The organism is Streptomyces sp. NPDC031670, from assembly GCF_055580545.1.
In genome coordinates, this window is sequence record NZ_JBVILC010000043.1 from 1 (window position 1) to 16,961 (window position 16,961).

15 protein-coding genes and 4 pseudogenes are annotated in these 16,961 nt (G+C 70.1%); 11 read left to right on the top strand and 8 right to left on the bottom strand.

The window, feature by feature from the left end:
* Positions 1 to 188 precede the first annotated feature (188 nt).
* A pseudogene (locus ACZ5ID_RS36425) lies at positions 189 to 470 on the bottom strand (transposase); the annotation flags it as partial.
* Between ACZ5ID_RS36425 and ACZ5ID_RS36430 the strand changes: the two are divergent.
* Positions 468 to 680 (top strand): annotated as a pseudogene (locus ACZ5ID_RS36430) (transposase family protein); the annotation flags it as partial. The pseudogenes ACZ5ID_RS36425 and ACZ5ID_RS36430 sit on opposite strands and share 3 nt — an antisense overlap.
* Before the next feature lie 104 nt (positions 681 to 784).
* Here ACZ5ID_RS36430 and ACZ5ID_RS36435 read toward each other — a convergent pair.
* The 3 genes and pseudogenes from ACZ5ID_RS36435 to ACZ5ID_RS36445 form a co-directional block, all read right to left on the bottom strand.
* On the bottom strand, positions 785 to 1,069 hold the full coding sequence (locus ACZ5ID_RS36435; RefSeq protein ID WP_468906945.1) for a hypothetical protein: 285 nt from the start codon (positions 1,067 to 1,069) through the stop codon (positions 785 to 787).
* 249 nt (positions 1,070 to 1,318) lie between these two features.
* Positions 1,319 to 1,513: pseudogene (locus ACZ5ID_RS36440) on the bottom strand (aminoglycoside phosphotransferase family protein); the annotation flags it as partial.
* A gap of 353 nt (positions 1,514 to 1,866) precedes the next feature.
* A complete protein-coding gene (locus ACZ5ID_RS36445) occupies positions 1,867 to 2,073 on the bottom strand; it encodes a hypothetical protein (RefSeq protein ID WP_468906948.1) in 207 nt (68 codons plus the stop codon).
* A 416-nt stretch (positions 2,074 to 2,489) separates the two neighbouring features.
* On the opposite strand from ACZ5ID_RS36445, the gene ACZ5ID_RS36450 reads away from it, so the two are divergent.
* From ACZ5ID_RS36450 to ACZ5ID_RS36470, 5 genes are all read left to right on the top strand, one after another.
* On the top strand, positions 2,490 to 3,914 hold the full coding sequence (locus ACZ5ID_RS36450) for a PP2C family protein-serine/threonine phosphatase (protein ID WP_468906951.1): 1,425 nt from the start codon (positions 2,490 to 2,492) through the stop codon (positions 3,912 to 3,914).
* Positions 3,911 to 4,279, top strand: coding sequence for an STAS domain-containing protein (locus ACZ5ID_RS36455; RefSeq protein WP_468906953.1), 369 nt, complete (start codon positions 3,911 to 3,913; stop codon positions 4,277 to 4,279). The genes ACZ5ID_RS36450 and ACZ5ID_RS36455 overlap by 4 nt, the downstream gene beginning before the upstream one ends.
* Positions 4,280 to 5,614: 1,335 nt before the next feature.
* On the top strand, positions 5,615 to 6,859 hold the full coding sequence (locus ACZ5ID_RS36460; RefSeq protein ID WP_468906956.1) for a hypothetical protein: 1,245 nt from the start codon (positions 5,615 to 5,617) through the stop codon (positions 6,857 to 6,859).
* Complete coding sequence (locus ACZ5ID_RS36465) at positions 6,859 to 7,311, top strand: hypothetical protein (RefSeq protein WP_468906959.1); 453 nt, start codon at positions 6,859 to 6,861, stop codon at positions 7,309 to 7,311. The genes ACZ5ID_RS36460 and ACZ5ID_RS36465 overlap by 1 nt, the downstream gene beginning before the upstream one ends.
* A gap of 75 nt (positions 7,312 to 7,386) precedes the next feature.
* Complete coding sequence (locus tag ACZ5ID_RS36470) at positions 7,387 to 7,818, top strand: ASCH domain-containing protein (RefSeq protein WP_468906962.1); 432 nt, start codon at positions 7,387 to 7,389, stop codon at positions 7,816 to 7,818.
* Positions 7,819 to 8,395: 577 nt separating this feature from the next.
* On the opposite strand, the gene ACZ5ID_RS36475 is transcribed toward ACZ5ID_RS36470, so the two are convergent.
* Together ACZ5ID_RS36475 and ACZ5ID_RS36480 are read right to left on the bottom strand one after the other, a co-directional pair.
* Positions 8,396 to 9,418, bottom strand: coding sequence for a VOC family protein (locus ACZ5ID_RS36475; RefSeq protein WP_468906964.1), 1,023 nt, complete (start codon positions 9,416 to 9,418; stop codon positions 8,396 to 8,398).
* A 5-nt stretch (positions 9,419 to 9,423) separates the two neighbouring features.
* Positions 9,424 to 10,317 carry a ketopantoate reductase family protein gene (locus ACZ5ID_RS36480; RefSeq protein WP_468906966.1) on the bottom strand — a complete coding sequence of 298 codons (894 nt, stop codon included), beginning with the start codon at positions 10,315 to 10,317 and terminating at the stop codon, positions 9,424 to 9,426.
* Positions 10,318 to 10,575: 258 nt separating this feature from the next.
* On the opposite strand from ACZ5ID_RS36480, the gene ACZ5ID_RS36485 reads away from it, so the two are divergent.
* Entirely contained in the window at positions 10,576 to 11,478 is a 903-nt protein-coding gene (locus ACZ5ID_RS36485; RefSeq protein ID WP_468906969.1) for a LysR family transcriptional regulator, read from the top strand.
* Between the two features lie 33 nt (positions 11,479 to 11,511).
* Here the strand turns inward: ACZ5ID_RS36485 and ACZ5ID_RS36490 are convergent, their stop codons facing one another.
* Both ACZ5ID_RS36490 and pdxR read right to left on the bottom strand, forming a co-directional pair.
* Positions 11,512 to 12,273 carry a maleylpyruvate isomerase family mycothiol-dependent enzyme gene (locus ACZ5ID_RS36490; protein WP_468906971.1) on the bottom strand — a complete coding sequence of 254 codons (762 nt, stop codon included), beginning with the start codon at positions 12,271 to 12,273 and terminating at the stop codon, positions 11,512 to 11,514.
* Between the two features lie 11 nt (positions 12,274 to 12,284).
* Entirely contained in the window at positions 12,285 to 13,694 is a 1,410-nt protein-coding gene (gene pdxR, locus ACZ5ID_RS36495; RefSeq protein ID WP_468906974.1) for a MocR-like pyridoxine biosynthesis transcription factor PdxR, read from the bottom strand.
* Between the two features lie 47 nt (positions 13,695 to 13,741).
* Between pdxR and ACZ5ID_RS36500 the strand changes: the two genes are divergently transcribed.
* From ACZ5ID_RS36500 to ACZ5ID_RS36515, 4 genes and pseudogenes are all read left to right on the top strand, one after another.
* Positions 13,742 to 14,947, top strand: a complete 1,206-nt coding sequence (locus tag ACZ5ID_RS36500; RefSeq protein ID WP_468906977.1) for an MFS transporter — start codon at positions 13,742 to 13,744, stop codon at positions 14,945 to 14,947.
* A gap of 94 nt (positions 14,948 to 15,041) precedes the next feature.
* Positions 15,042 to 15,389 carry a RidA family protein gene (locus ACZ5ID_RS36505; protein WP_468906980.1) on the top strand — a complete coding sequence of 116 codons (348 nt, stop codon included), beginning with the start codon at positions 15,042 to 15,044 and terminating at the stop codon, positions 15,387 to 15,389.
* A 731-nt stretch (positions 15,390 to 16,120) separates the two neighbouring features.
* Positions 16,121 to 16,654, top strand: coding sequence for a hypothetical protein (locus ACZ5ID_RS36510; protein WP_468906983.1), 534 nt, complete (start codon positions 16,121 to 16,123; stop codon positions 16,652 to 16,654).
* A gap of 185 nt (positions 16,655 to 16,839) precedes the next feature.
* A pseudogene (locus ACZ5ID_RS36515) lies at positions 16,840 to 16,961 on the top strand (IS701 family transposase); the annotation flags it as partial.

A 16,961-nucleotide genomic window follows, 5' to 3' on the forward strand; every position in this document is an offset into this window, starting at 1 on the left:
TCGGCTATCGGGTGACAGCCATACCCAGCACCCCTGGGTGTCCCGATCCTACGAATGACCGAAACGGCCCACAACGAACGGTATGGATCGGGTGATGCCGACCGTGTGCGCAACGCACGAGGCTCCCGTGCCGTTGGGGGAGGTGTTCGAAGCCTCAACCCACAGGCACAGGAGCCGCGTTGGTTCCGCCGGTGGTGGTTACCGGTCCGGCGACCGGAGTCGCGCGACACCGGGACCAGTCCCGCGTGGGCGGCCAGGCGGCCGGTGTCTGCGTAGCTGGACAGGTCTCCGACGATGGCCAGGAACTCCGCTCCGAGGATGGGGCCGATACCCGGCAGGGATTCGATGACTTCGGCGCGCTCATCGAGGTAGAAGGACTCGCGGATTTCCCGATCGATGTCTTTGATCCACTCGTCGAACGCGAGGAGCTGATGAGCGAGGTCGCACACGAGTTTGGCAGCTCGCTTTTCGCGGTAACGACGGCCCTCAGACGCCCGCCGGGCCGTGACCTCACACCCACGCAACAGACCGTCAACCGCACCCTGCCCGCAGCACGGGCACCGGTCGAGCGTGGCGTCGCACGACTGAAGTCTTGGCGGATCTTCCGCAAGGCCCGGTGCAGCCCGAATCAAATGACGTCAATCGCCGCCGCCGCCCTCACCCTGGAGCGGCAACGCTGAAAGACCTCCATGACAGTCTGCGTGGGGACGCGAGGGCGAAGTTCTCGCTGCATGATCATCCAGGCACGACAGGCGATCTTGTCGACTTCGGTCGATACAAAAGGTCAATGCGGGGACGTCACCCACCGCCTGGCAGACGTGTCGTACCACGCGAGTGTCCCGGCCAGTATCGCGCTGAACGGTATCCACTCCTCGTCCGGATTCCACTTCTCGCCACCCGTGGCTTGCATGAAGACCGGGCTGGGTGCCCAGGCGACCGATACCCGATCGTCCGCGACCTCAGCGATCCAGCCGAGAAACTCGCGACCGTCGACAAGGCTGAAGCCGACCTTCGCCGCGTTGTCCATGCAGTCGGCAAAAAAAGTCTTCATCCTCGAGACATAGGCCATCGCCCGAGCATAGAGCGGAGTTCGTCAAGAGGATGAAGACGAGGACCGCAGCCCTCACCCGCCCCGTCGTGCCGACCGGCGACCGGCACGCCACCTGGGCCTGCGACCTGCGCCCGGACTTCGGCCGGGCCGACACCCCTGCGGTCACCGCCGAGATCACAGGAACGTCGGATCTCGGCGGCGACGCCTACCCGCGCCGCAGGAGTGGCAAATGTCGCGCCCGAGTGCCAACCACCTTGCTCAATCACACCCCGGGGCCGCGGCGATCGCGAGCACGGGCGACTTGTGCCACAGGACTTCCGGGGGTCGGGACCGGCGCCAAAGTCATCGCCTCGACCTGGACGTCGATGCGCGCCTGATCGGCGTCCACTTTCAGGAACACGTCGCCGACGCGCGCAGGGTCGCGCGCTCGGAGTGGGCGCCTACGACCTTGACCTCCTCCATGGCGACCAAGACCCCGGATGACCGTCGACGTCGCCGGGTTTATCGCGTGCGATTGCGCGGCTGACTGCATCCCGCTGCCCGCCGGCCTCGTGGACGGCACCGACCGCTGACCAGGCCAAGCCCAGCACTTTGGTCAGGAGTCCTTGGGGCTCGCAGAGAAGCAGGCGCCATCGGCGCCCGCAGCACGCCGGGAGGCTGCCGGTGCTTCCACTGCGACGGGACTGGGCTTGCCCAACACCTGTGGGAGCCGGCTGCTGGGGCACGAGGGAGCGGCACGCAGGAAGAACGCCCGCGCCCCGGGGACGCCCTTCTGGGCGGCACGGGGCGCGGGCGGGCGCAAGGAAATCGGAGGCTTACGCCGGTACGGGCGCCGGATCCGGGCGCGGGGAGGCGAGCGGTGAGCGCCGGGCCTTCTCCACCGTGGGCAGCTGCTCCCAGTCGGCCTCGGGGTGTTCGGCGGGCACCGCGTCGACGGAGGTCGTGGTGTAGAGCGCGATGTCGACGGCTCCGGCCTGGCTGGAGCCGAAGCGGACCTGGATCGACTGCGGGAGCGGACCCATCCGAGCCGCACCATGTGGTCGAAGGCGGCACGTCGCACCCGGAGCCGGGCGGCAGTCTGCTCGGGTCCGAGCGGGGTGCCGGCGGCGATCAGGTCTGCCAGGTCCTCGCGCCGGCAGACCTGATCGACCTGGCCGGGGTGGTGCAGCGTCGGCGGCCGGGTTCGCGCTCGGGCCGCCCAGCAGGCTGCGGTCGACGCACGCCAGACCACGAAGGCCGTCACGTTTCGTCTTTCCGTGATCACTGCGCCGAGTTGTGGCTGTTTCCGCGAAGCTCGTCGTCGGGTCGGGTGCGCTGAGGTGTTTCGGTACAGTGCTGGGGTGCTGACTGTCTGGTCGGTTCCTTCCTGGGGGGGATGAGCGAGACGAGGGTTATGCCGGAGCAAGCGAGTCCGCCTGCGATAGCACCGAGTGGGCCTGTGGCCGCGTCGGCCGAGGCGGCACGGTTGGCGGCGGTGCGCCGTTACGACATTCTCGATACCCCGCCGGACGGTGCCTACGACAGAGTCGCGGCGCTGGCGGCACGGTTGTTCGAGGTGCCGGTGGCGACGGTGACGATCGTGGACGAGGACCGGATCTGGTTCAAGGCCGCGCACGGACTGGAGGGCGTCAGCGAGATCGGCCGGGATCCGGGCCTGTGCGCCTCGGCGGTCCTGACGGATGACACCACTGTTATCCCCGACACCCTGCTGGACCCGGTCGCCTGTTCCAATCCGCTGGTCGCCGGCCCGATGGGGGTGCGGTTCTACGCCGCCGCTCCGATCATCACCGCCGACGGGTATCGGCTGGGCACGGTCAACGTCCTCGATACCCGCCCCCGCGAGGTCAGCGAGGCGGATTCGGCCACGCTCGCGGACCTGGCAGCGGTCGTACGTGACCAGCTGGAGCTGCGGCTGTCGGCGTTGCGCGTGGTGCGCGCCGAGCAGGAGCGCCGCAAGGTCGAGCAGGAGAAGCGCCAGGCTGAGGAAGAGGCCCGCCGGCGCGCGGAGCGGGACAAGGCGGCCATCGCCGCGTTCGCCTCCACCCTGCAGCGCACCCTGGTGCCTCCCGCGTTGCCCGCGGTACCCGGGCTGGAGCTGGCCTGCCATTACAAGACCGCCTCCCCGCAGGAAGTGGGCGGTGACTTCTACGACGTCTTCCCCGTGGGCGGGGGCCGGTGGGCGTTTTTCCTGGGCGATGTGTGCGGCAAGGGCGCCGAAGCCGCCTCGATCACCTCACTGACCCGCTACACGCTGCGGGCCGCAGCCCTCGTCGACGCGGATCCCACGGCTGCGCTCAAAGCCCTGAACACGGCGCTGCTGCTGGACGCGGCGGTAGGGACGCGCTTTTGCACCGCCGTCTTCGGCCTGCTCGACCCGGCCCGGGATGGCGGTTTCACGGTCACGCTGGCCACCGGCGGCCATCCGCCCGCCTACCACCTGAGCCCCATCGAGGAAGGCGGTGTACGGGTGGAGGCGGTCCGCGCCACGGGCGGCATGCTGGTCGGCGCGTTCGCCGAAGCCGCCTTCGCCTCACGCACCCTGCACCTGGCACCCGGCGAGGGACTGATGCTGTACACCGACGGGCTGACCGAGGCCCGCACCGCCGATGGCCGCATGCTCGCCGACACGGGCCTGACCGACTTCCTGGCCCGGCGGCCGGCGCCGATCAGTGCCGGCGCCCTGATCGACGACACCGTCGCGCTCCTGGACACCCTCCCCGACACCGAACGCGACGACGTGGCCCTGCTGGCCCTGTCCGTCCCCACCCCCGATGCCACTCCCGCCGGTATCACCACCACCGCCCACAGCGCCGCAGCCCCGACCGCCGACGTCTCCGTCGGGCAGGAGAACCCACGCCCATGACCGACGCATTCCACATCGACGTCCCGCACACCGACGGCGCCCTGGCCGTGATCGCCCTGTCCGGCGAGTTCGACATCGCCGCCGCACCCGCCGTACGGGCCCGCGCCCTGGAACTCATCACGAACGGCCAGCCTGACCTGGTCGCTGACCTCTCAGGCGTCACCTTCTGCGACTCCTCAGGACTGGGCGCCCTCGTCGGCATCTGGCGCTGTGCCAAGGACGCCGACGGCTCGCTGACCCTGGCGGCCATCCCCGACCGGCTGAGCCGCCTGCTCAGCGTCACCGGGATGGACACTTTCCTGCCCACCTTTGCCAGCGCCGACGCCGCGCTCGCCGCACGCCAAAGCAACCGCACCACCGCCTGAAACCCCTCGCTCGCCAGCTGGTACAACTTGCGGAGGCTGCACAGCAGCCTCGGCTACCGCACACCTGCCGACTACAAGGCCACCCTCGCGGCCTGACCATCACACCGATGGTGTCCGTCACAGTGGAACAAGCTCAAAAGTCACCGGCCAGACCTGGGGCCGTGCCATACCCGGCTATCTCGCTGCGCTCTACCTCACCACCACGCACCTCGGTGAGGCGAGAGACAAGGTGTGGCGGACCTACCTGGAGGCACTCCGTCCGTTCCCGGACCTGTTCAACGCCATGGCCCGTGGCACGGGCCTGGCCGAGGCGATGGTTCCAGGGTGACCGCCGCTTCGCCTGCCAGGTCCGTACGGCTGCGGCGGACAGTCAGCTGGTGATGCGCGGTGTGAAGGGAGCACGGTGAGTCGGGGAGGGCGCCGGGCTTCCCTGCCGGAGCCGTCCTGGCAGCCGCCGCAGCGTGGACTCCTGCCCGGGGACGGCGGGGTGCTTGTGCGCTTCCTCGAGGAGTCAGGCCGCCGGTCCAGGACGTATGACTTCTCGACGTTCAAGGTCCCGCCCGCCATGCAGCAGTGGCTGGCCCGGTCCTTCAGCCGGAGGGTCGGGACAGCCCGAACAGCAAGCAAGCGGCTCGGGACCGCCAGGGGGACACTTCTACACCGCCAACGGCTTCGCCGACGTGCTTGCAGGTTGCGATCCGCAGCCCACATCGCCTGAGCAACTGACGGGGCGACACGTCCAGGCGTTCGTCGACCACCATGAAGGGCGGTACGGCCAGCACGACGCTGTGAAGCGCCTGCGTACGCTGCTGCGAGAGGCCTCAGAGCTGCCTGACGCCGCCCGGCAGGCGCTGCTGAACGTGTGCGTCAAGGGGCCCGAGATCGAACGGCCCGGCGCGTATCCGGACACGGACTGGCAGGCGATCACGACGGCCGCCCGCCGCGATGTCCGGCTTGCTCGGGAGAAAATCGAGTCGGGGCGCTGCCCGGTGGCCCGGTGGCGCGCCGGCGACCCGGCCCTGAGCCTGCACCAGGCGGAGGTCAGCTCGCTTCTCGACATTTTCGACCGCACCGGAGAGCTTCCTCGCACACCTTCTGGCGACCATACGAGGGCGGTAGTACGCGCGGGCGGCTTTCGTGTCCTGGTCGCTAGCCTGTGTCTGACGCGGCCCAGGCCGAGTACCGCGGGCCGACCGCCGACCGCTTGCTGCAGTACATCGAGCAGTGCCGCCGCACCGGCGAGTCCCTTCCAGGCCTCCTACACAAGGACGGCACGGTGACAGTTAACTGCGGCGCCATCAAGCGCATGATGCGCACGCCCGAACTCAGGTTCGTGTGGGCATCACCCCGAACCAGAAGCGGATGCTGATCGACTCAGGACTGCCGATCGCACAGGACACCTACGTCGGGCAGATCGCCGGTCTGATCGACGGCCGGCCCTGGCGCGAGACGCCCATCGCCCTCAGGGAGCTGCGGACGCTGGTCCGCATGGTCGCGGTGGCCTGTTTCTTGATGATCTGCTACCTCAGCGGCGCTTGGCCGGGCGAGGTGCGCAACCTGCTGCCCGGCTGCCGGGAAGCTGATGAAGAAACCGGAGAGCTGTTGATCGTCGGCCGCCGGGGCAAGGGCTTCGACCGAGCCTCACTGCCGCCCGAGGAGGCGACGGAAGACCAGCGCCCGTGGGTGGTCGTCGCCCCCGTCCACGCCGCAATCGCCCTGCTGGAGAGCCTCGGCGACTACTCATTCCTCTTTCCCGCCAGCTTCACCAACGCGCACGCCGCACGCCCGAACGAGTTCAACGCCCGTCAGACCTGGTCGATCAACAACGACCTGGAGGACTTCCTGGCCTGGGTGAACGCGGCCTTCCACCGCGCCGGCGAAACCCTGCCGATCCCACCGGATCTGACCAAGCACCTCCATGCCAGCCGGTTCCGCCGCACGCTGGCGTACTTCATCGTCCGCCGGCCACGTGGACTGGTGGCGGTCGCCCTGCAGTACGCCCATGTGCACACGAAAGTGACCTTGAGCTACGCAGGGCACTCCGACACGACGTGGATGGACGACATCCACATCGAGACCCTGGAGATGGTGCTGGAACAGAACGAGCAGGACGCGCGCCTGCTCGATGAGGGCGAGCACGTGTCCGGGCGCTCGGCCGAGGAGTACCGGCACCGAGTACGGGCTCGTGCCTGCTTCGCCGGACGCGTGGTCACCGCCGGAAAGAGCGTGCAGCGGGTCCTGGATCAGGTGAACCCGAACATCCACCACGGCGAGGGCATGACCTGCGTGTGGCGACGTGAGACCGCAGCCTGCCGCCAGGCCCGGCTCGAGGCCGGACTGCCCGCGGAGGGCGGCCCCGGCGAGTCGGAATGCCGCTCAGCGTGCACCAACCTCGCCTACACCGACCGGAGCATCGTCGAGCAGCGACTGCGACTCAAGCGGTGGGAGGCCACGGCCGCGGACCGGCTGGCACCGCGCCCTCTGCGTGACCGTGCCGCTGCCCTGGCAGCCGGCAGCCGCGCCATCATCGACGCGCACGAGCACATGATCGTTTCCAACAACCAGACGCGGGAGCACTGATGGGACGCCGACCACGCGACCAGGACGCAGACCGTGCCGCCATCCGCGCCGCTGCCGACCGCCTCCTGGCTGGCATACCCCTGTGCTCATCGTCCGGGAAGCTCACGGCATCCGAGCTGATCACCGAGAGCGGTCTTCGGCGCGACCTCCTCTATGGCCACACCGACCTCGTCCAGGACTTCCAGGCCCGAGCGAAAGCCCAGGACTCCACCCCGACGGCGATGCAGGAATTCGCCGACGCAAACCGCGCACTCAAGGCCGAAGCAGCGGAGCTGAGGACCGAACTTGCCGAGGAGCGGTCGAGGACCAAGGTCATGCGCCGGATCATCGTCGAACTGTCGCTCGAACTGGAGCAGGCCAAGACGGAACTCGGCGCCGCCGCCGGTGTGGCCCGGCTACCGGTCCGGACCGACCCTTCGGGGACGGCGAGGCGAGATCAGGGTGCGTTATGAAAGTGCTTGCTATGGGTGGGAGCGAGCGGAGCGGTGGCCCTTGATCAACGCTGCAGGGCTTCGTACCATCGCTCGATGGGACATGACGACCTTCCGGTCCTTGAACTCGCCTTCCCCGGTCCGGAACGTGACCGTGGTGTGGCGGCGATCCTCAGCGGTCAGAAGACCGCGCTCACGGGTCTCCTGGAGATTTACGAGCACGCCGGGGAGGCAGTGCCGATGACCGGCCAGCGGTTCTCGGTGCTTGATTCCGAGAGTCGCCCGGCCGTCACGATCGAGGTCGTCGACGTGCGCGTCGTTCCCATGAAGGAGATCGACGACGACTTCGCGCGAGCCGAGGGACGCGGCTACTCCGACGTGGCCGAGTGGCGGGCAGCCCACGAAGAGTTCTTCCGGAGCGATGGCGTGAGCGAGTACCTGGGACGCATCCCAGTCATTGATGACCACACTCTTGTCGTTGCGGAACGCTTCCGAGTGGTCGAGCCCGACGGCTCGGGTAGTCCGTGAGCCGGGCCCGACTCGATGAGAGTTCGGGATCAACCGGACAGACCCTGTGTGTGCTGGGAACGGCTGCTGGTCAAAGCCACTCGTTGATGGCTGCGACCAGCACGGTTGCCTCGTAACGGACGGCGAGCTTGTCATATCGCGTGGCGACGGCTCGGTGGCGCTCAAGCCGGTTGATCCCGCATTCCACCGTGTGGCGCTCTTTGCGGCCGGCCTTGTCGAACTTGGGCGGTCGGCCGCCTCGTGAGCCGAGCTTCTTGCGGTTGCGGAACCTGGTCGGACTTCTCCGGAATGGTGCACGCGCTTGTTTGCGCAGGGAGGCGCGGTTCGCGCGCGTGCCGTAGGCCTTATGGCACGGACCCGGTCGGGCTTGGTGCGGGGCCGGCCCGGGTCGATGCGGGGCACCCGGTGCCCTCAACACAGGCTGAAACTGCGGGCTGTCGCGCCTCTGGCCCCCGGTGTCGAGCAGGGACAGAGGCTACTGCCCCTGCTCGACAGCGAGGTGCGGCGTGGTGGTCGGTCCGCCGCGCGAGCGTCCGAGGCCGTGGTCGTCGGGCTCAGTGTCAACCCACCAGGAGGCTCACGAGTTCGATTCGGCCGCCGGACGAGCGATGTAGGTGCTGATCTCGATGAGATTGCCGTCCGGGTCGCGTAGGTAGGTACTCGTGGTGGGTCCTTGGGCGCCGGTTCGCGGCACGGGGCCTTCCAGTACGGGCACTCCGCAGGCGGTCAGATGGGCCAGGACCTGTTCCTGCGGGATGTCGGTGACCAGGCACAGGTCTGCGCTGCCAGGGGTGGGGTGCGTGGCGTGCGGGAGGAGTTCGCCGCCGGCCTGATGGAGGTTGATCCTGCTGGCGCCGAAGGTCAGTGCGTGGCGTCCCTCCCCGAAGGTGACCGGGCGCATGCCCAGTACGCGTTCGTAGAAGTCGACGGTGCGTTCGATGTCGGCGACGGTCAGCACCAGGTGGTCCAGGCCGGTGATCCGGATCCTCGGCCCCGGTCCGAGGGAATCCCGGCCCAACTGGCGTTCGCAGGCATCCCGTGCCGGGGTGGAGAGCAGGTCCCGTGAGCGGGTGAACAGCCGGTGCAGGGTGGGGCCGTGGCGCTCGGCGAGGTCGGGATTGTGCGCGAGCACGTCGAGTTCGTTGGCCGCGGTGATCTCGACGAAGGCGCGCACGTCCGGCGGCGATGGGGTGTGCTCGCGGTCGGTGAAGCGGTCACGGAAGACCACCGGTCGCCCGCTCGCCAACCGGGGATACACGACCGCGCGGTCACAGCTGGCGTAGAGGAAGACCAGTGCCTCGGCCCGTTCTCCGATCAGCTCGGCGAGAACCGCGCGCTCGTCGGTGCCCATCAGGGCGTGGTCGAACCCGTCGGTTCCGTACATCGCGTGACACAGTCCGGCGGCCTGCAGGTCCGGACCGGCGCCCCACTCCGCCAGCAGGCGTGTGACGCGGTTCAGGTGGTCGAGGAGCGTACCGCCGGGATGCTTTGTCTCGCTGGCGCCTCGGGCGCGCAGGAGGGCCTGGACAGCGGGCCAGGCCGCCGCAGGGTCACGGGCGCTTCCTGGTGAGCCGCCGTCGGATGGGACGGATCGCCGCATCGGGTTCAGGCCTCCTGGGTCGTCAGGCGTGCGACTTCTGCCACCAGTCGGGCCGTGACCGGGGTCTCGACGTGGTGCGCGGCGCTGGCGCGGAGGACCGCTCCGCCGATGGCATCGACTTCGAGGGGGCGTCCGGCCTCGGCGTCGCGCTGCATGGAGGACTTCATGGTGTCCGGGACGCGATCGAAGAAGGAGAGCACGGTCTCGGTCGTTACCTGTGCGCCCGCGGCCCGGGCCACGGCGGTGATCTCGTCGAGCACGGCGAGCAGTTCCGGTCGCAGGTCGCCGCGGACGGTTCCGACGTCCGCGCGGTGTCGGGTGGTCAGCAGGGCGAGCGGGGCGAGGAAGGCGAGCTTGTCCCAGAGCATCGCCGTCTCGTTGCTTCGCAGGGTCACGCCGAGACCGGCGTGCCGCAGTCGGTCCGCGAGCTCGCAGAGGGGAGAGGCAAGTTCGAGGTTGGCGAAGGGGCTGGTGTGGTGGATGCGCCCCGGTGCGGTGCCTGTGGCTTCGACCCTTATCGTGCCGGCGACGACCTCGGCCGCCGGGTAGCGATCGCGCAGCAGGCCGAGGTGGTCGAGGCCGTTGAGCAACGGGATCACAACCGCGTTGCCGAGGGCGGGGGCCGGGACGCGGTCGAGTGCCTCGTCCAGGGAGGTCTGCTTGACCGTCACGAAGACGGCGTCCACCGCCTCTCGCAACCGTGTGTCCGCCTCGACCGCTGCGGTGAAGTCCCCGTACTGGGCGCTCTTGACGCGCAGGCCACCCTGGCTCAGTGCGGCGGCGGTCGGCTCGCCGGCCAGGCAGATGACGCGGTGCCCGTCACGGGCGAGGAGCGCACCGATCAGGCCTCCGACACCACCCGGTCCGAGGACGGCCACCGTCAGGGAGGTTGTGTTCATCTGAGCTCCTGTCGTCCTTGGGAGACCCGTTCAGCCGGGCTGAGGCCGACGGGAGCCAACGGGAGGTGTGGCGCGTGGACCACGGCATCTCCCCTCGGCGCGAAACGGGTCGACACCCGCCGGCCGCGCACCGCACCGCTTCCGGAACGGGGGAGCGACGGGCGGGTTGCCGCCCTGGGCAGTAATGATCAGGCGCCCCGAGACCCAAGTCAATCAACGGATTTACTGGCATCACTCCAAGCGATACCTTGGGTCATCGTGACTCTCGACGATCTCCGCGTCTTCGCCGCGGTCTGCCGGGCTGGCTCTCTGAGCGCGGCGGCCCGTGACCTTTCCTGCACGCAGTCCGCGGTCAGCCAGCACGTGAACCGGCTGGAGCGGGAGTTGGGCCTGAGCCTGCTGGAACGGCACACGCGAGGCGTGGTGCCCACGCCGGCCGGACACACGCTGAACGCGGCGGTCACCGAGGGCCTGGGCAGCATCGACCAGGCACTTCGCCGACTCCACGAGGCCGCGCGCGCGGAAGGCGGATCGGTACGGGTCACGACGGGAGCCACGACCATCCGGCACTTCATGTCCGCGGCCGTCGTCGACTTCCGGCGGCAATTTCCCCGCGCCAGCCTCGAATTCCAGACCGAGACCTCCAGCCGCCGCTGCTTCGACGCGCTCGCCGCCGGCCGCGCCGACCTCGCCTGGATCACCCTGGGGCCCACAGATCGCGCCCTAGAGCAACGCCCCGTCGTCGAAATCCCCTGGGCGCTCGCCGTCTCGGCGTCCGACCCGCTCGCGGCCAAGGCCCGCGTCGAACCGGCCGACCTGCAGGACGCCCGGCTCATCGGGCTTCCGCAGAACTCCGCCTCCCGCCTACAACTCGGCGCCTGGCTCGCGGAAGCCGGGATCCGGCCGGTCTTCGACACCAGCGTCACCGACTGGGACACCGCAATCCTGCTGGCCGAACTGGGACTGGGCCTCGCCGTCGTCCCGGCCCTGGCCGCCTGGAGCGGTCCCGGACACCCCGACCTGCGACTGATCCCCATCCCCGCGCTCCCCGCCCTCACCGCGGGCTGGGCGGCACGCCGCTGGGACGCCCTCTCCCCGCTGGCCCGCGCGTTCGCCGAGGCCGTCGCGCACCACTGCGGCAAGCAGACCGTTCGGGAATAGCCGCCGGCCACGACGCGCCGTCAGTCCCTTTCGTCAGGGATGCGCGCGCCCCCAGCCCGGTTCCGGCGGGAGCGGCCACGTCGGTGGTGGCGGCAGGTGCGGTTCCGACCGGAGGTCTTCGTCCGGGCCGCGGCCGGCGAGCCAGGCGAGGAGCGTGTGGCCGGGGCCGGTCGCGGTGGGGCCGATGGGTGCGAGGGTCCAGGAGCGGTCGAGGTCGGTCGCTTCGAAGCGAGCCACTGGGAAGTTGCGCGCGGCCAGAGTGGCGATGGTCTCGTCGAGTGCCCAGGTGACGTAGCTGGCGGGCCAGTCGACGGTGGTGTATCCGAGCTTCAGGTCGATGTGGTGGGTTTCGAGTTCGCGCCGGGCACGGTGGAGGGTGTACCAGGCGGGGTGTCGCCATCCCGCGAGGGCGGGGACGAGGGTGGGCCAGCGGTCGGCGGGCATCGCTGCGGCCTCGTCGAGCAGGCGGTCCAGGCTGCCGCGCAGGTCGGCGATGAGCTCGGCGGCGCCGCGACCGGCGCCGTGCCGCAGCGCGTGGTCCAGGGTGGCGGCGTCGGCCCGTGCTCCGGGGTCGGTGCCGGTGCGAGCCAGGGCAAGCAGCCATCGGTAGACGTCGGCGCTACGCGCCACGTGCGTGATGACGTGCCCACGGCTCCATCTGGGAAGCACGGATGGCTCGCGGGCAGTCACGTCCGTAAGGGCGTCGAGGCCGGCAGCCAGGCGTGCGGCCGAGCTGCGGACGTCGTGGAGGAGAGCGGCGATGTCGGCCGGATCGAGGTCGGTACCGGTGGTCATGGGTCGGTAGGTTACGGCCGGCCGGTCAGCAGGTGGCCGATGGTCGCGATGCCCTCGGCGATGGCTCGTTCGCCTACGTTGCCGAAGCCGAGGACGAGTTGCGGCGGCGCGGTGGCGTGTGAGGCCCGGTGGGCGCTCATGCCGTAGAGGCCGACGGACCGTTCGCGGGCGGCGGTGACGACGTGGTGTTCGTCGGCGCCCGCGGGCAGGTGGGCGACGGCGTGGAAGCCGGCGGCGAGGCCGGTGACCGGCAGTTCGGGGGCGTGTTCGGCGAGCGCGGCGAGCAGGACCGTGCGGCGGGCGGCGTAGGTGGCGCGCATGCGGCGCAGGTGGCGGTCGAAGCGGCCGGACTCGATCAGTCTGGCCAGGGCGAGTTGGTCGAGTGTGGGCGTGCCGCGGTCGCTGCGGTGCTTTTGCTCGGCGATCGGTCCGGCCAGTTGGGGCGGGCAGACGATCCAGCCGATGCGCAGGGCGGGGGCGAGGGACTTGCTGACGGTGCCGATGGAGATCACCCGGTCCGCGGCCAGTCCCTGGAGGGCGCCGACGGGCTCGCGGTCGTAGCGGAACTCGGCGTCGTAGTCGTCCTCGATGATGACCGCGTCACGGTCGCGGGCCCACTCGACGAGGGCCAGCCGGCGCTCGGGAGCGAGGGCGACCCCGGTCGGCCACTGGTGGGCGGGGGTGACGACGACGGCGCGGGCGGCGGTCGCGGCCAGCGCCCGCACGTCGATGCCCTGCTCGTCCACCGGGACGGGGATCGCACGCATGCCCGCCGTGGCGGCTGCGGCGGTGACGGTGCCGGGTGAGCCCGGGGCCTCGAAGGCCACGGTGTGCGCACCCGCGTCCGCGAGGGAGCGGAGCGTCAGGCCGAGGCCCTGTGCGTAGCCGTTGCAGACGACGATGTGCTGCGGGTCGGTCGCCGCGGCGCGCACCCGGCGCAGGTACCCGATCAGGACCTCGCGCAGGGCCGCGTCGCCGCGCGGGTCGCCGTAGTCGAACTGGGCGGTCGGCATGGTGCGGGCCGCCTCGCGCAGGGCCCACAGCCAGTCACGGACCGGGAAGGAGCCGAGATCCGGTACGCCGCAGCGGAAGTCGGCCACCAGGCGCGACGCGGCGGTGCTCGGTTGCGGGATGCCGGGCGGTACGGCGGCGCCGGTCGCCACCCGGGTGGCGGACCCGGGACGGGTGGTCAAGTAACCCTCGGCCTGGAGCTGGGCGTAGCACTCCTGGACCAGGCCGCGGGAGACGCCGAGCGACCGGGCGAGATCACGGGAGGACGGCAGGCGTTCGCCGACCTGCAGGCGGCCGGTGCGGATCGCGTCCCGCAGCCCGTGCTGTAGTTGGGCGTGCAGCGGTCGGCCGCTGGTCCGGTCGACGGTCAGCAGCAGCTCGGGCGGGGAACTGGACCACTCCGGCGGCATGGAAGTGGAGCTTACCGGCGATCCGGTCGTGCTCTTAGCGTCCAGCTGTGACCGAAACACTCGACACCACCTCCCCCACGACCACCACGCGCCCGGCTCTGCTGACACGGCCGCTGCTGCTGCGCTTCGTGTCCATCCTGGGCGCCTCGACCAGCTTCTACCTGCTGCTGTCCGTCGTCCCGCGCTACGCCTCGACCGGAGACCGGGGCGGAGGCGCCGGCGCGGCAGGACTGGCCACCGGAGCGCTGATGCTGGCGACGGTGCTGGGTGAACTCGCCACCCCCGTCCTGGTCCGCCGCTGCGGCTACCGCGTCGTATTGGCCGTCGGCCTGGCCCTGATGGGCGCACCCGCGCTGGCGCTCGGGCTCTCCCGGAACCTCGGGTGGATCGTCGCGATGTGCCTCCTGCGCGGACTCGGCTTCGCGTTCACCGTGGTCGCGGGCGGCGCGCTGACCGCCTCCCTCATCCCGGCCGAACGGCGCGGCGAAGGGCTGGCGCTGGTCGGCATCGTCAGCGGACTCCCTTCGCTGCTGGGCCTGCCGATCGGGGTGTGGTTGGCCGCACACGCGGGCTACGCCGTCGTCTTCACGGCCGGCGCGGTGACCGCGCTCGCCGCGATTCCCGCAGTGCCCGGCCTGCCCGACCGGATCCGCGCCTCCGGGCGGCCGATCGGCATCACCGAGGCGCTCCGCACTGCCGAACTGTTGCGCCCCGCCGTGGTCTTCGCGGTAACGGCGCTCGCGGCAGGGATTGTCGTTACTTTCCTGCCGCTCGCCGTCCCTGCGTCGGCCACGGGCCTTGTCGCGGCGGCACTGTTCGTCCAGCCCGCGGCGGCCACCCTGGCCCGCTGGCTCGCCGGGCGTCACGGAGACCGGCACGGCTCCGCCGGGCTCGTATTGCCGGGTCTGCTGCTGTCCGCGCTCGGCACCGGACTCATGGCGCTGACCGGCCATCCGGTGGCTGTGATCATTGCTGTCGGTCTGTTCGGCATCGGCTTCGGCGTTGCCCAGAACGCCACGCTCACGCTGATGTATGAGCGGGTCTCCGCGGCCGGCTACGGCACGGTCAGCGCGATGTGGAACTTCGCCTACGACGCCGGCATGGGCGTCGGCGCCGTCGCCTTCGGCTGGCTCGCTGCCGGAACTGGCTACTCGTGGGCGTTCGCGCTGACCGCCCTGGCCATGCTCGGTGCCCTCGTCCGTGCCCTGACCGACCGCGGCGCCGATCACCCGAAGCGTCGTGCCGGCCGCTGACTCACCACACCCGTCGCGACCACCACGCTGGAGTCGCCGTGCAGCATTTCGTCCGTCCGCCCGGCAGTCCACCGTCAACGGCTACAGCCACGCTGTGGTGTTCACCGGCTCCATGGTCGGGGTCTCCGGCCAGGTACCCCTGGACGCCGAAGGCGGAGTCGTAGGTGAGTCCGATCCCGCCGCTCAGATCCGGCAGGTCTTCCTGAGCCTCGCCACGGCACTCCATGCTGCGGGATCCCGCCTCCAGGACGTGGTCAAGCTGACCGTCTGCCTGACCGACCTGGCCGACCTGGCCGACGTGGACGCCTTCCGCCAGATCCGCGACGAGCATCTGGACCCAGGCCGCCCGCCAGCCTGCTTTCTGGTGAAGGTCGCCGGACTCGTCCACCCGGCGTTCCGTGTCGAGATCGACGCGTTCGCCGTCCTCCCTGCCGACACGTGACATCAAACCGGAGCAGACTCAGTCCGCCAACGCGGGCCGCTCGACCAAGTGCTCCCAGGGCGGCAAGGTCGAAGCCAGTGAGTTCCTACGACCGCACCTTGCCATCAGCATGGAGCCAAGCTGGACCGAACTCGCCTGAGCGGTCGATCCCCGTGCGGACACCGCGCGCCCTCTCGTAGGCGGCCTGTACCGAGGTGCCCCGGCCACAGCGCCGCAGCGGCAAGAGACTCCGCGAGGCCGCCGATCGGGTCGCTGCGGTTGGTTGCCAAGCCCGTTGCCGAGCACTATCTCTAACAAGAATCTACGCCGCTCAAAAATTTTCGCTTGATGGATCACCACAGGAGCTGGATCGGGCATGGGTGGCCCAGCAGGATCGGGTTGAGGTCCAGAAGAGGGAGAGCGTGACACGCCTTCCGTCATATTCTCTGTCACCTCGCACGGAAAGTCATGAGGATGCAAAGGCGTCTAGGTTGTGTGACTTGCGGGCACCATACCAAGTATTTGGCTCCACAGAAGAGGGACTCAAGTAGGAACGCTCGTTCGTCGATTCGCTTCACTCGATCCCCTCCTTTCGCCTCTTTCTCGTTACTCGACTATTCAGATTGAGGGACACAACGCCGTGCCAAATCCCCGCCCCGATGAGTCGCTCCCGATCCGCCCGGCCCACGGCGAGCGAGCCCTCGGCCTCCGTCGCGACGGCCGCCCGAGCTGGCCCATCAAGGGCGGGTCCGGTGAGGGCGGCGACCCGGTCGCCCCGGCCGCCGGAGACCCGGCCCCGCAGCGAACACCACCCCGGCCACACCGCCCCGGCGCCCGACCCGGCCGCTGGGCAGCAGCTCACCGACGCCACCGCCCGCGCCGAGCAGGCCGCCGCCGAGTGCGACGAGCTGCGCGCCCCCCTGGACGCGGTGACCAAGGCGCTCAGCCCCGACGGCGCCGAGAGCGAGCAGGACCTGGTCACGCTCGGCGCCGCCGTCGCCGACCGCGACCGGCTGCTCGACGAGAACGCCTCGGCGCTGCGTTCGGCGCGCGTCGAACTCGCCGTCGCCCGTCTCGCTCCGGGCGGGGGAGCGCGGGCCGACCGGCTGCTCAACTCCCGCAACTTCCTTCAGGCCGCGGCGACCTCGACCCCGCCGACAAGGGGTTCGCCGACGCGCTCACCGCCGCGATCAAGAGCGCGGTGGACGGCGACCCCGACCTCTACCGCGCCGCCCCGCCGGACCTGTGCGCGGCGGCGCCGAGTTCCACGGCTCTCCGACCGGTGAGAGCGCAAGCCTGCCACCTTGCACGACGCCATCGCCGCGCGTCTCGGCTCCTAGATGGGTTACGAGGGCCCGCTCATGCACTTGTCGCCTTCGTCCACTCGATCAGCTTCTGCATTACCTCGATGGCTAGTAGTGCTTTGTTAGGTGGTCTTGTCGTGTCGGGGCTCTGGTAGTTCGCTGGCTGTATGAGGGCTGGGGAGCTTGCGGCGGTACGGATTCGTCTGGAGGAGTTCGCGTCCGAGGTGTTCGCGCCCTTGGTGCGGCGGGATCAGCGCGAGAAGGGTGCCTTGTATCTGCGGGGGCTGCT

Bases quoted from the DNA above. Each gene is read 5' to 3' on its own strand.
- ACZ5ID_RS36445 (WP_468906948.1), bottom strand. From the start codon at position 2,073: ATGGGTCCGCTCCCGCAGTCGATCCAGGTCCGCTTCGGCTCCAGCCAG.
- ACZ5ID_RS36455 (WP_468906953.1), top strand. From the start codon at position 3,911: ATGACCGACGCATTCCACATCGACGTCCCGCACACCGACGGCGCCCTG.
- ACZ5ID_RS36490 (WP_468906971.1), bottom strand. From the start codon at position 12,273: ATGACCACCGGTACCGACCTCGATCCGGCCGACATCGCCGCTCTCCTC.
- pdxR (WP_468906974.1), bottom strand. From the start codon at position 13,694: ATGCCGCCGGAGTGGTCCAGTTCCCCGCCCGAGCTGCTGCTGACCGTC.
- ACZ5ID_RS36465 (WP_468906959.1), top strand. From the start codon at position 6,859: ATGGGACGCCGACCACGCGACCAGGACGCAGACCGTGCCGCCATCCGC.
- ACZ5ID_RS36475 (WP_468906964.1), bottom strand. From the start codon at position 9,418: ATGCGGCGATCCGTCCCATCCGACGGCGGCTCACCAGGAAGCGCCCGT.
- ACZ5ID_RS36480 (WP_468906966.1), bottom strand. From the start codon at position 10,317: ATGAACACAACCTCCCTGACGGTGGCCGTCCTCGGACCGGGTGGTGTC.
- ACZ5ID_RS36470 (WP_468906962.1), top strand. From the start codon at position 7,387: ATGGGACATGACGACCTTCCGGTCCTTGAACTCGCCTTCCCCGGTCCG.
- ACZ5ID_RS36435 (WP_468906945.1), bottom strand. From the start codon at position 1,069: ATGGCCTATGTCTCGAGGATGAAGACTTTTTTTGCCGACTGCATGGAC.